11 protein-coding genes are annotated in these 12,608 nt (G+C 64.0%); 8 read left to right on the top strand and 3 right to left on the bottom strand.

The features are described 5' to 3' along the window. The first annotated feature begins 7 nt into the window (after positions 1–7). Positions 8–1,477 (top strand): helicase HerA-like domain-containing protein, encoded by a 1,470-nt coding sequence (locus AC0SZ7_RS30170; protein ID WP_475507757.1) that lies wholly within the window; start codon positions 8–10, stop codon positions 1,475–1,477. A gap of 305 nt (positions 1,478–1,782) precedes the next feature. Here AC0SZ7_RS30170 and AC0SZ7_RS30165 read toward each other — a convergent pair whose 3' ends face one another. Further along, a complete protein-coding gene (locus AC0SZ7_RS30165) occupies positions 1,783–3,255 on the bottom strand; it encodes an inorganic phosphate transporter (RefSeq protein ID WP_475507756.1) in 1,473 nt (490 codons plus the stop codon). 302 nt (positions 3,256–3,557) lie between these two features. Beyond that, entirely contained in the window at positions 3,558–3,758 is a 201-nt protein-coding gene (locus AC0SZ7_RS30160) for a hypothetical protein (RefSeq protein ID WP_475507803.1), read from the bottom strand. 545 nt (positions 3,759–4,303) lie between these two features. Here AC0SZ7_RS30160 and pcaR point away from each other — a divergent pair. The 7 genes from pcaR to pcaC all read left to right on the top strand — a co-directional run bounded on the left by pcaR (position 4,304) and on the right by pcaC (position 12,259). Beyond that, positions 4,304–5,146 carry a pca regulon transcriptional regulator PcaR gene (gene pcaR, locus AC0SZ7_RS30155; protein WP_475507755.1) on the top strand — a complete coding sequence of 281 codons (843 nt, stop codon included), beginning with the start codon at positions 4,304–4,306 and terminating at the stop codon, positions 5,144–5,146. 264 nt (positions 5,147–5,410) lie between these two features. Continuing rightward, positions 5,411–6,757 carry a 4-hydroxybenzoate transporter PcaK gene (pcaK, locus tag AC0SZ7_RS30150; protein ID WP_475507754.1) on the top strand — a complete coding sequence of 449 codons (1,347 nt, stop codon included), beginning with the start codon at positions 5,411–5,413 and terminating at the stop codon, positions 6,755–6,757. A 242-nt stretch (positions 6,758–6,999) separates the two neighbouring features. Then, the gene (pcaF, locus tag AC0SZ7_RS30145; protein WP_416426713.1) at positions 7,000–8,205 is read left to right on the top strand and encodes a 3-oxoadipyl-CoA thiolase; all 1,206 of its coding nucleotides are present in this window, start codon (positions 7,000–7,002) and stop codon (positions 8,203–8,205) included. Between the two features lie 135 nt (positions 8,206–8,340). Beyond that, on the top strand, positions 8,341–9,630 hold the full coding sequence (locus tag AC0SZ7_RS30140; protein WP_475507753.1) for an MFS family transporter: 1,290 nt from the start codon (positions 8,341–8,343) through the stop codon (positions 9,628–9,630). 48 nt (positions 9,631–9,678) lie between these two features. Then, a complete protein-coding gene (locus AC0SZ7_RS30135) occupies positions 9,679–11,043 on the top strand; it encodes a 3-carboxy-cis,cis-muconate cycloisomerase (RefSeq protein ID WP_475507752.1) in 1,365 nt (454 codons plus the stop codon). An 11-nt stretch (positions 11,044–11,054) separates the two neighbouring features. Beyond that, positions 11,055–11,849 (top strand): 3-oxoadipate enol-lactonase, encoded by a 795-nt coding sequence (gene pcaD, locus AC0SZ7_RS30130; RefSeq protein ID WP_475507751.1) that lies wholly within the window; start codon positions 11,055–11,057, stop codon positions 11,847–11,849. A gap of 17 nt (positions 11,850–11,866) precedes the next feature. After that, positions 11,867–12,259: a 4-carboxymuconolactone decarboxylase gene (gene pcaC / locus AC0SZ7_RS30125; RefSeq protein ID WP_027976947.1), complete on the top strand. Its 393-nt coding sequence runs from the start codon at positions 11,867–11,869 to the stop codon at positions 12,257–12,259. Positions 12,260–12,510: 251 nt separating this feature from the next. Here the strand turns inward: pcaC and AC0SZ7_RS30120 are convergent. Next, a partial coding sequence (locus AC0SZ7_RS30120) for an IS3 family transposase (RefSeq protein WP_475504378.1) occupies positions 12,511–12,608 on the bottom strand: 98 nt, incomplete at its 5' end.

The raw sequence follows: 12,608 nt of genomic DNA, 5'->3' as shown, positions 1-12,608 counted from the left end.
TGACGAAATGCCTGACCTAGCGCAATTGCTCATTGGTGCCGACCTTGCCGGCCAGCCCCTGGGCCAGGACCTGCGCCTGGCCAACCGTCACGGCCTGATCGCCGGTGCCACCGGCACCGGCAAGACAGTGACCTTGCAGCGCCTGGCCGAAGGCTTCAGTGATGCGGGGGTGGCGGTGTTCGCCGCCGACATCAAGGGAGACCTGTGCGGGCTGGGCGCGGCGGGCGCGCCCAGCGGCAAGATTGCCGAACGCATCGCCGGCATGCCGTGGCTGCAGCACCGGCCCCAGGCCTACCCGGTGACGTTGTGGGATGTGCACGGGCAAAGCGGCCACCCGCTGCGCACCACGCTTAGCGAAATGGGCCCGCTGCTGCTGGGCAGCCTGCTGGAATTGACCGATAGCCAGCAGGCCGCGCTGTACGCGGCGTTCAAGGTGGCCGACCGCGATGGCCTGCTGTTGCTGGACCTCAAGGATTTGAAAGCGCTGCTGGGTTACCTGCGCGACAACCCCCAGGTGCTGGGTGAAGACAGCGCGCTGATGACCACCGGCTCCAGCCAGGCCTTGCTGCGGCGCCTGGCCACCCTGGAGCAGCAGGGCGCCGAGGCGCTGTTCGGCGAGCCGGCGCTGCAGCTGCAGGACCTGCTGGCACCGGCCGCCGATGGCCGCGGGCGCATCCACCTGCTCGATGCCAGCCGCCTGGTGCACGAGGCACCCAAGGTCTACGCGACCTTCCTGCTATGGCTGCTGGCCGAACTGTTCGAGCAACTGCCCGAACGCGGCGACGCCGACAAACCGCTGCTGGCGCTGTTCTTCGATGAAGCGCACCTGCTGTTCGCCGACACCCCCAAGGCCTTGCAGGAGCGCCTGGAACAGGTCGTGCGGCTGATCCGTTCCAAAGGCGTGGGCGTGTATTTCGTTACCCAATCCCCCGCCGACCTGCCTGACAACGTGTTGGCGCAACTGGGCCTGCGGGTGCAGCACGGCCTGCGAGCCTTCACCGCCAAGGAGCAGAAATCCCTGAAGGCGGTGGCCGATGGTTTTCGCCCCAACCCTGCGTTCGACAGCCTGGCAGTGCTGACCGAACTGGGCATTGGCGAGGCGCTGGTCGGCACCCTGCAGGACAAGGGCACGCCGGCCATGGTGCAGCGTGTGCTGGTGGCGCCACCACAGTCGCGCATCGGGCCGTTGAGCGAGGCGGAGCGGGCGGCCATCATTGCCGCATCGCCGCTGGCGGGGCGTTATGACAAGCCTGTCGACCGCGAATCTGCCTACGAAATGCTGCTGGCACGCAAAGCGCCAGCGCCTGAGGAAGCGGCGCCAACGGAGCCGAGCCTGGCGGACAGGGCCGGGGAACTGCTGGGCGGGGCGGCCGGGCAGGCGTTGAAATCGGCAATGCGCCAGGCGGCGAACCAGCTAGGGCGTGAGTTGGTGCGGGGGCTGATGGGGTCGTTGCTGGGCGGCAAGAAGCGCCGGTGACCGTGGCGCCCGGGGCGCGCGCACCCCGCCGATCGCGTCGTTCGCATCGCGTCCAAGGCAGCTCCCCTGTAGCAGCAGCTGTATTTGTGGGAGCTGGCTTGCCAGCGAGTTTTTAGGGCCTCAACAGCTCGCTGGCAAGCCAGCTCCCACAACAACGTCGTAGCAGCGGCCGCAGGCCGCGTTCAAGGCGCCGCGTTGTTCCCGACATACCGCAGCGAACCCGGACGCAGCCTTCGGCAGCTGCCACGGGGTTTCTTCAGGCATGAAAAAGGCGCCCGTGGGCGCCTTTTTCAGCAGCGGTGGCCTTACGCCACGACTTTCGACGACAGCCAGAACAGGCCGGCCGCCAGCGCCATCGACGCTGGCAGGGTCAGTACCCAGGCCAGCATGATGGTCTTGATGGTGCCGCCCTGCAGGCCGCTCTTGTTCGCGACCATGGTGCCGGCCACGCCCGAGGACAGCACGTGGGTGGTGGACACCGGCAGGCTGAACACGTTGGCCAGGCCGATGGACAGCGCGGCGGTGATCTGCGCCGACATGCCCTGGGCATAGGTCATGCCCTGCTTGCCGATTTTCTCGCCGATGGTCAGTACCACGCGTTTCCAGCCGATCATGGTGCCCAGGCCCAGCGCCAGCGCTACTGCAACCACAACCCAGAAGGGCGCGTATTCAGTGGTGGTGGTCAGGTCCTTGCGCAGCTTTTCCAGGTCCGACTTCTCACGCGAATCCAGCACTGGCAGCTTGCTCACCTGGCGTGCGGTGTCATCCAGGCACAGCAGGTAGCGGCGAACTTCGATGCGCTTCTCGGCTGGCAGGGTGTGGTAGTCGGACACGCCGTTGAGGGTGGTCATCAACGCATTGATGGTCGGCTCGGTCTGCTGTGGCTCGCAGCGGAACTGGTCCGGCAGGTCACCGCTCTGGGCCTTGCCCAGGGCCAGGTACTCGCCCAGCGTTGCTTCATTGCGCTTGTAGAACTGGCTCAAGTGGACGGTGGCGTCGCGGGTGCGCTCGATCTGGTAGGTAGTGCTGCCCAGGTCCAGGACGAACTGCGCCGGCACGATACCGATCAACACCAGCATGATCAGGCCGATGCCTTTCTGGCCGTCGTTGGAGCCGTGCACGAAGCTCACGGCCATGGCCGAGACCACCAGCACCAGGCGGTTCCAGAACGGCGGGTGTTTCTTGGAGTCGGTCTTTTTACGCTGCTCGGGGGTCTTGTGCATGTTCGACAGCGGCCGCCAGGCCTTCAGTGCGATCAGCAGCAGGGCCGCCACGAAGAAGCCGACGATGGGCGAAACCACCAGCGAGGCGCCGATGTCGATCGCCTTCTGCCAGTTCACGCCCTTGCCCAGCGGGATGTGGTTGATCATGGCATTGGCCAGGCCCACACCCAGGATCGAACCGATCAGCGTGTGCGAGCTGGACGACGGGATGCCGAAGTACCAGGTGCCCAGGTTCCAGGCAATCGCGGCCGCCAGCAGCGAGAACACCATGGCCAGCCCCTGGCCGGTGTTGACGTTGATCAGCAGCTCGACCGGCAGCAAGTGAACGATTGCGTAGGCAACGCCCACACCGCCAAACAACACCCCCAGGAAGTTGAAGGCGCCGGAGAAGAACACGGCCAGGTGTGGCGGCATGGCTTTGGTATAAATGACTGTAGCGACCGCGTTGGCGGTGTCATGAAAGCCATTGATGAACTCGAAAGCCAGGACAAAGGCGAGAGCGAAGAAAAGGCTCACCAGTACCCAGGCGTCGACTCCGTGGAATAAATCAATCATGAAGGTTTTCTGACCCGGTCATAAGGGGGCGCGATTATGCCAGAAAACCCCGGAAATCGATGCCCCCGCTGCTCACTGGTAACAAATTTCGACAATTTGGTCAGGTCGGCCGCCAGCTCCCAGCCCGCTGGGGCAGGTGGGCCAGGGCCGCGAAACAGCGGGGTTTGACGGGAAAAGCACGGCCTTGAGCGCCTGCTTGGGTACCCTCAAACGGGCGTATGAAATTTCCCTGTCACTGGATCGTCATCACTCGGTCATGGTGCGTGCCGCACCAGGGCACGCCATCAGAGTGCGATCAGGCGTCAAGGTTCCTCGCCCTTCAGATCCTTTTCGATCTTTTGTATTTCCTGGGCAAACGCCTGGTCGAGCAGGCTGGCGCGTTTGCGCCATGGCTTGCGTTCCGGTTCGGGTTGCGCGGCGTAAGTGGTCACTTCTCCGCCGTAAACTTCCTTGTAACGTTGTTCCTTGCGCTCAAGTTCCGCGCGCAGTTCATCTTTCGTCACATTGTTACCTAAAGGTCCGTTGTATTTCGGTGTTTGCGCATTGCCGTGCTGGCAGGCGGCCACGGCACCGAAACGGGGGCTGTCGTAGCAACAGTCTGGTTATTGGCTTGGGGCCGGCCGTGGTGGGCCGGGCCTATATGGGCAAAGAGTGAAGTGGCCCATACAAGGTTGTTTGCCAGTGTGAACTAAACTATCACACGGCTCACGACGAATATTATAGCAATCCTTGCAGATAACTCTATCTGCCGCCGGCAGGGCCGCCAGCAAGTTTGGTGTGTTTTTTGTTACCGAGGAAAACAGCGACTTGAATGGGCTGCCGGAGGGAATAAAAACGGCCTTGCCAGAGCAAGGCCGTGCCTGGGACTTCTTTGGTGGGTACCTGACCAGTCTCTCCAAGAAGCCACATGGTGGCAGTGGAAAGGTATAAGCAACCCGTCGAATCGTCAATTGCGATTATCGGCCAATCGTTCGATAATCGCCCTTCGCGAGCGGTTTTTTACGGCAGCGGCCCGCGATGTACTGATTGACCACGCAAAGGACCCGGAATGAACGATCAACTGCGCAATTCATTCACCTCACTGGCGCCGCCCATCGTGGCGTCGCCGGCCAAGCGTATCCAGGCGTTCGCCGGCGATCCGGACTTCATGACCTCGCTGGCCCGTGGCCTGGCGGTGGTGCAGGCGTTCCAGGAGCGCAAGCGCCACCTGACCATCGCCCAGATCAGCCATCGCACCGAGATTCCCCGCGCGGCCGTGCGGCGTTGCCTGCACACGCTGATCAAGCTGGGCTATGCCACCACCGACGGGCGCACCTATTCGCTGCTGCCCAAGGTGCTGACCCTGGGCCACGCCTACCTGTCGTCGACGCCGCTGGCCGTCACCGCCCAGCCGTACCTGGACAGCATGAGCGAGCAATTGCACGAGGCCTGCAACATGGCCACCCTGGAAGGCGATGACATCCTCTATATCGCCCGCTCGGCCACCACCCAACGCCTGATTTCGGTGGACCTTGCCGTGGGCGGCCGCCTGCCGGCCTATTGCACGTCCATGGGGCGCATTCTGCTGGCGGCGCTGGACGACGTGACCCTGAAGGACTACCTCGACCACGTTGAACTGCAGCCCAAGACCAGCCGCACCCTGACCTCGCGCGAAGCGCTGTTGGAATGCCTGCAACTGGTTCGCCAGCAGGGCTGGTGCATCGTCGACCAGGAGCTGGAACAGGGCCTGCGCTCCATTGCCGTGCCGGTGTACGACGCCTCGGGCCAGGTGCTGGCTGCGCTGAACGTCAGCACCCACGCCGGCCGCGCCAGCCGCACCGATCTTGAGCAGCGCATTCTGCCGATCATGCTCAACGCCAGCCGCGGCCTCAGCGCGCAATTGTTCGCGTGAGCCGCCCAGCGGTTGCTGTTCGATAAACGCACAGATCCACGTTTGTCGAATTGCGCCGCGCAGCGCTGCTGATTAATGTCGCCCGCACAGGTCGAGCCATGCTCGGCCTTCCAATAATAAAGTGCAGAGGTTGACCCCATGACCCCAATCCCTTTCGTGCGCCTGCGATCCCGCGGAGCCTGATCCCCGTTCAGCTATTTTTTTGAGTGTGCGGTCCTGTACCGGCATACGTGCACCTGCGCGTCTTTTGCGGAAATAAAAATAATGAATCGTCCCCAAACTGCTGTAGGGAACTGCCTTGATGTGCAGTCCTTCATCAACACCCAACCGCTGTCCCGTTACCAATGGCGGGTGGTGATCCTGTGCTTCCTGATTGTTTTCCTCGATGGCCTGGATACCGCGGCCATGGGCTTCATCGCCCCGGCGCTGTCACAGGACTGGGGCATTGACCGCGCCAGCCTGGGCCCGGTAATGAGCGCGGCGCTGATCGGCATGGTGTTTGGCGCGCTGGGCTCGGGCCCGCTGGCCGACCGCTTCGGCCGCAAGGTGGTACTGGTGGGCGCGGTGCTGTTGTTCGGTGCGTTCAGCCTGGCCTCGGCCTACAGCGGCAACGTCGACCAGCTGCTGGTGCTGCGCTTCCTCACCGGCCTGGGCCTGGGCGCCGGCATGCCCAACGCCACCACGCTGCTGTCCGAATACACCCCCGAGCGCTTCCGTTCGCTGCTGGTCACCAGCATGTTCTGCGGCTTCAACCTGGGCATGGCCGGCGGCGGCTTCATTTCCGCCAAGCTGATCCCGGCCTACGGCTGGCACAGCCTGCTGTTGCTGGGTGGCCTGCTGCCGCTGGTGCTGGGCGTGGTGCTGCTGGTGTGGCTGCCTGAATCGGCGCGTTTCCTGGTGGTGCGCAACCGTGGCACTGACCGCATCCGCAAGACCCTGGCACCCATCGCCCCGGCCGTGGTGGCCGAGGCGGGCAGTTTCAGCGTGCCGGAACAGAAGACCGTGAAGGGCCGCAACGTGCTGGCGGTGATCTTCTCCGGCACCTACAGCGCCGGCACTTTGCTGCTGTGGCTGACCTACTTCATGGGCCTGGTGATCGTGTACCTGCTCACCAGCTGGCTGCCGACGCTGATGCGCGACAGCGGCGCCAGCATGGAACAGGCCGCCTTCATCGGCGCGCTGTTCCAGTTCGGTGGCGTGCTCAGCGCCGTGGGCGTGGGCTGGGCGATGGACCGCTTCAACCCGCACAAGGTCATCGGCACCTTCTACCTGCTGGCCGGCGTGTTCGCTTACGCGGTGGGCCAAAGCCTGGGCCATATCACCGTGCTGGCGACCCTGGTACTGGTGGCGGGCATGTGCGTGAACGGCGCCCAGTCGGCAATGCCGTCGCTGGCCGCGCGTTTCTACCCCACCCAGGGCCGCGCCACCGGCGTATCGTGGATGCTGGGCATCGGCCGCTTCGGTGCCATCCTGGGTGCCTGGATGGGCGCGACCCTGCTGGGCCTGGGCTGGAACTTCGAGCAGGTGTTGACCGCGTTGGTGATCCCGGCGGCGCTGGCCACCACGGCCGTGATCATCAAAGGCATGGTCAGCCACGCTGACGCGACCTGATTGTTGATTCTTGTGGGAGCTGGCTTGCCAGCGAGCTTTTCGAGGCCCCAAAAGCTCGCTGGCAAGCCAGCTCCCACAAATTGAATAGCAAGGCAAGGATTGGTTCGGTGATCGCACACAAGGTCGATTATCGGATTGTTTCAACAAATTCGGCAGCTTACTCTGCTACCCATTCCGGCGTGCCCCTCGCGCCTTTTTTTATTCTGAGCTGCCACCGCTCACGGCCCATTACCAGGAGAAGATTGATGCGTGAAGTATTCATCTGCGACGCGATTCGCACCCCCATCGGCCGTTTTGGCGGTGGCCTGTCCACCGTGCGTGCCGACGACCTGGCGGCAGCGCCCATCAAGGCCCTGATCGAACGCAACCCGCAAGTGGACTGGAACGCGGTGGACGAAGTGTTCCTGGGCTGCGCCAACCAGGCCGGTGAAGACAACCGCAACGTGGCGCGCATGGCGCTGCTGCTGGCCGGCCTGCCGGAGTCCATTCCGGGCGTTACCCTGAACCGCCTGTGCGCTTCGGGCATGGACGCCATCGGCACCGCTTTTCGCGCCATCGCCAGCGGCGAAATGGAGCTGGCCATTGCCGGCGGCGTCGAGTCCATGTCGCGTGCCCCGTTCGTGATGGGCAAGGCTGACGCGGCGTTCTCGCGCAACATGAAGCTGGAAGACACCACCATCGGCTGGCGCTTCATCAACCCGCTGATGAAAGCCCAGTACGGCGTCGACGCCATGCCGCAGACCGCCGACAACGTCGCCGACGACTACAAGGTTTCGCGCGCCGACCAGGACGCCTTCGCCGTGCGCAGCCAGCAGCGTACCGCCGCCGCCCAGGCCGCCGGCTACTTCGCCGAGGAAATCGTGCCCGTGCGTGTTGCCCACAAGAAGGGCGAGACCATCGTCGACACCGACGAGCACCCACGCGCCGACACCACCCTGGAAACCCTGGCCAAGCTCAAGCCGGTCAACGGCCCTGACAAGACGGTTACCGCCGGCAACGCCTCGGGCGTCAACGACGGTGCTGCCGCGCTGATCCTGGCCTCGGCCGAAGCCGTGAAGAAACACGGCCTCAAGCCACGTGCCCGGGTGCTGGGCATGGCCAGCGCCGGCGTCGCCCCGCGCGTCATGGGCATTGGCCCGGTGCCTGCGGTGCGCAAGCTGATCGAGCGCCTGGGCGTGGCGGTCAACGATTTCGACGTCATCGAACTCAACGAAGCCTTCGCCAGCCAAGGCCTGGCAGTGATGCGCGAACTGGGCCTGGCTGACGACGCCCCGCAGGTAAACCCCAACGGCGGCGCTATCGCCCTGGGCCATCCGCTGGGCATGAGCGGCGCGCGTATCGTCATGACCGCCTTGCACCAGCTGGAAAAAACCGGCGGCAAGAAAGGCCTGGCGACCATGTGCGTGGGCGTCGGCCAAGGCCTGGCACTGGCCATCGAACGCGTCTGATACAGAGCAGTCCGGTTACCCGAAACGCCCATCGGCCTCCACGCAAGGCCGCTGGGCTTTCGGGTAATTGTTTTGTTGAGGGAGGTTGTTACGGTATATGTCTTACCAGTACCAACCTTAACGAGTGATAAGAACATGACAACAACTCATTACACCGGCGAAGAGCGGAGCAAACGCATCTTTGCAATCGTCGGCGCTTCCTCGGGCAACCTGGTCGAATGGTTCGACTTCTATGTGTATGCCTTCTGCGCGATTTACTTCGCACCGCATTTCTTCCCGTCCGCCGATGCCACCGTGCAGTTGCTCAACACCGCAGGCGTGTTCGCGGCCGGCTTCCTGATGCGCCCCATCGGTGGCTGGATCTTCGGCCGCGTGGCCGACCGTCACGGTCGCAAGAACTCCATGATGATCTCGGTGCTGATGATGTGCGCCGGTTCGCTGGTGATCGCCTGCCTGCCAGGCTACGAAAGCATCGGCCTGTGGGCCCCGGCTCTGCTGCTGTTGGCGCGCTTGTTCCAGGGCCTGTCGGTGGGCGGCGAATACGGCACCACCGCTACCTATATGAGTGAAGTGGCGCTGCGCGGCCAGCGTGGCTTCTTCGCCTCGTTCCAGTACGTGACCCTGATCGGCGGCCAACTGCTGGCCGTGCTGGTGGTGGTGATACTGCAGCAAGTGCTCAGCGAAGACGAACTGCGCGCCTGGGGCTGGCGCATTCCGTTCGTGGTGGGCGCCATCGCCGCAGTGATCTCGCTGCTGCTGCGCCGCACCCTGAAGGAAACCACCAGCGCCGAGACCCGCCAGGACAAGGACGCCGGCAGCATCGTCGGGCTGTTCCGCAACCACACCCCGGCCTTCATCACCGTGCTGGGCTACACCGCCGGCGGCTCGCTGATCTTCTACACCTTCACCACCTACATGCAGAAGTACCTGGTGAACACCGCTGGCATGACCGCCAAGACCTCCAGCTTCGTGATGACCGGTGCACTCTTCTTCTATATGTGCATGCAGCCGCTGTTCGGCATGCTGGCCGACAAGATCGGCCGTCGCAGTTCCATGCTGTGGTTCGGCGCCCTGGGCACGCTGTTCACCCTGCCGATCCTGTTGGTGCTGAAAACCGTGACCAGCCCGTTCCTGGCGTTTGTGCTGATTACCCTGGCCCTGGCCATCGTCAGCTTCTACACCTCGATCAGTGGCCTGGTCAAAGCCGAGATGTTCCCGCCGCAAGTGCGCGCCCTGGGCGTGGGCCTGGCCTATGCCGTGGCCAATGCCATCTTCGGCGGCTCGGCGGAATTCGTCGCCTTGAGCTTCAAGTCCGGCGGCAACGAAAACGCGTTCTACTGGTACGTGACGATCATGATGGCCATCGCCTTCCTGTTCAGCCTGCGCCTGCCCAAGCAGCCGTCGTACCTGCATCACGATCACTGATCCAGCCAGCGCGCGCCCGGAACGGGCGCGCGCCATTAAGGAAGGTTTATGAGCGAGAGACCGAGCAACCAACTGTTCGATGCCTACTTCAGCGCCGATGCCATGCGCGATATTTTCAGCGACCGTGGCCGTGTGCAGGGCATGCTCGACTTCGAGGCGGGCCTGGCCCGTGCCGAAGCGCGGGCAGGGGTGATTCCCGCCGACGCAGTGGCGCCCATCGAGGCGGCCTGCCAGGCCTCTCGCTACGATTACCAGGCGCTGGGCCAGGCTATCTGCAGCGCCGGCAACTCGGCCATTCCACTGGTCAAGATGCTGGGCAAGCAGATCGCCAGCCAGGCGCCGGAAGCCGAGCGCTATGTGCACCTGGGGGCTACCAGCCAGGACGTGATGGACACCGGCCTGGTGTTGCAACTGCGCGACGCGCTGCAACTGCTGGAGGCTCGCCTGGCCACCCTGGGCGACTCGCTGGCACGCCAGGCCGAGCGCTACAAGGCCACGCCGCTGGCCGGCCGCACCTGGCTGCAACACGCCACGCCCGTGACCCTGGGCATGAAAATAGCCGGCTGGCTGGGCGCGGTTACCCGCAGCCGCCAACGCCTGCAAGAACTCAAGCCGCGCCTGCTGGTGCTGCAGTTTGGCGGCGCTTCCGGCTCGCTGGCGGCGTTGGGCGACAACGCCATGCCAGTTGCCGAAGCCTTGGCGCAAGAGCTGCAACTGACCCTGCCCGAGCAGCCCTGGCACACCCAGCGCGACCGCCTGGTGGAGTTCGCCTCGGTGCTGGGCCTGGTCGCTGGCAGCCTGGGCAAGCTGGGCCGCGACGTCAGCCTGCTGATGCAGACCGAAGCCGCCGAGGTCTTCGAACCTTCCGCGCCGGGCAAGGGTGGTTCGTCCACCATGCCGCACAAGCGCAACCCGGTGGGCGCGGCCGTGCTGATTGGCGCCGCCACCCGCGTGCCGGGCCTGGTGTCGACCATGTTCGCCGCCATGCCCCAGGAACACGAGCGCAGCCTGGGCCTGTGGCATGCCGAGTGGGACACCCTGCCGGAAATCTGCTGCCTGGTGGCCGGTGCCCTGGAGCAGGCGCAGCTGTTCGCCGACGGCCTGGAAGTGGACGCCGCGCGTATGCTGAAAAACCTCGACCTTACCCAGGGCCTGGTACTGGCCGAAGCGGTGAGCATCGTCCTGGCGCAGCGCCTGGGCCGCGATGCGGCGCACCATCTGCTGGAACAATGCTGCAAACGCGCCGTGGCTGAAAAGCGCCACCTGCGCGCGGTGCTTGGCGACGAGCCGAAGGTGACCGCCGAACTTTCCGCGGACGAGCTTGATCGTCTGCTCGACCCCGCGCATTACCTCGGCCAGGCGCAGGCCTGGGTCGAACGCGCGGTGGCTGAACATTCTCGTTTTAGTGCCTAAGGAGAACCGTTGTGGGCAAGATTCAACTCGCTGATGGTGAACTGAACTACCAACTCGATGGCCCGGCAGACGCGCCGGTGCTGGTGATGTCCAACTCCCTGGGCACGTCCCTGGAAATGTGGGACACGCAGATCGCCGGGCTGACCCAGCATTTCCGCGTATTGCGTTATGACACCCGTGGCCACGGCGGTTCGCTGGTTACCGAAGGCCCTTACAGCATCGAGCAACTGGGCGGTGACGTGATCGCCCTGCTGGACGTCCTGCACATCGAGCGCGCGCACTTCTGCGGCCTCTCCATGGGCGGCCTGATCGGCCAATGGCTGGGTATCAACGCCGGCGCGCGCCTGAACCGCCTGATCGTCTGCAACACCGCCGCCAAGATCGGCAACCCGGATGTGTGGAACCCGCGCATCGAGATGGTCCTGCGCGACGGCCAGGCTGCCATGGTCTCCCTGCGTGACGCCTCCATTGCCCGCTGGTTCACCCCTGATTACGCCGAAGCCAACCCGGCCGAAGCCAAGCGCATCACCGACATGCTGGCCGCCACCTCGCCCCAGGGCTATGCCGCCAACTGCGGCGCCGTGCGTGACGCTGACTTCCGAGAGCAACTGGGCGCCATCAAGGTGCCGACCCTGGTCATCGCCGGCACTGGCGATGCGGTCACCACCCCGGCCGATGGGCGCTTCCTGCAAGAAAACATCAAGGGCGCCGAGTACACCGAGTTCTACGCGGCGCACCTGTCCAACGTACAGGTTGGCGAACCTTTCACCCAGCGCGTGCTGGATTTCCTGCTGGCCAAACACTGATAGTCGAGGAGTCATCCGTGGACGAGAAAGAACGCTACAACGAAGGCATGAAAGTTCGCCGCGCGGTGCTGGGCGACGCCCACGTGGACCGCAGCCTGACCAACATCACCGAGTTCAACGGTGAGTTCCAGGAAATGATCACCCGTCACGCCTGGGGTGACATCTGGACGCGTCCAGGCCTGCCGCGCCATACCCGCAGCCTGATCACCATTGCCATGCTGATCGGCATGAACCGCAATGAAGAGTTGAAGCTGCACTTGCGTGCTGCGGCCAACAATGGTGTTACTCGCGCGGAGATCAAGGAAGTGCTGATGCAGAGCGCGATCTACTGCGGTATTCCGGCGGCCAATGCTACGTTCCACCTGGCTGAGTCGGTGTGGGATGAGTTGGGTGTTGAGTCGCGCGAGTAAGCGCGGGGCTTGAAATACCAAAAGGGCGATGAGAGATCATCGCCTTTTTTTATTCGCTGTTGGCAGCCACCACCACTATCGGCCGTTGATCTTGATTGTGTGCCCCATAAAGCGCCAGGGCCGACTGGAGGCGTTGGCCGAGCGGTCCCTGGCGTAGCCCGCTTCGGCGATTTCGGAGATATCCATTTTCGCGGGGCGACCACCGACCGTTTCGGCCTTACGTGAACTGACCCCCTAATGTTGGACAAGGGTTAGTGTTTCCGTGCTTGGGTCCGAAATTGTACCGGACTCAAGCCATTCAATCTGAGGCTTATGCGTTCCTGGTTGTAGTAGGCGATGTAGCTCTCTA

The organism is Pseudomonas sp. JC1203 (assembly GCF_056175065.1).
Note: the sequence above shows the minus strand (reverse complement) of the source record. Positions and strands in the feature narration are given on the sequence as shown.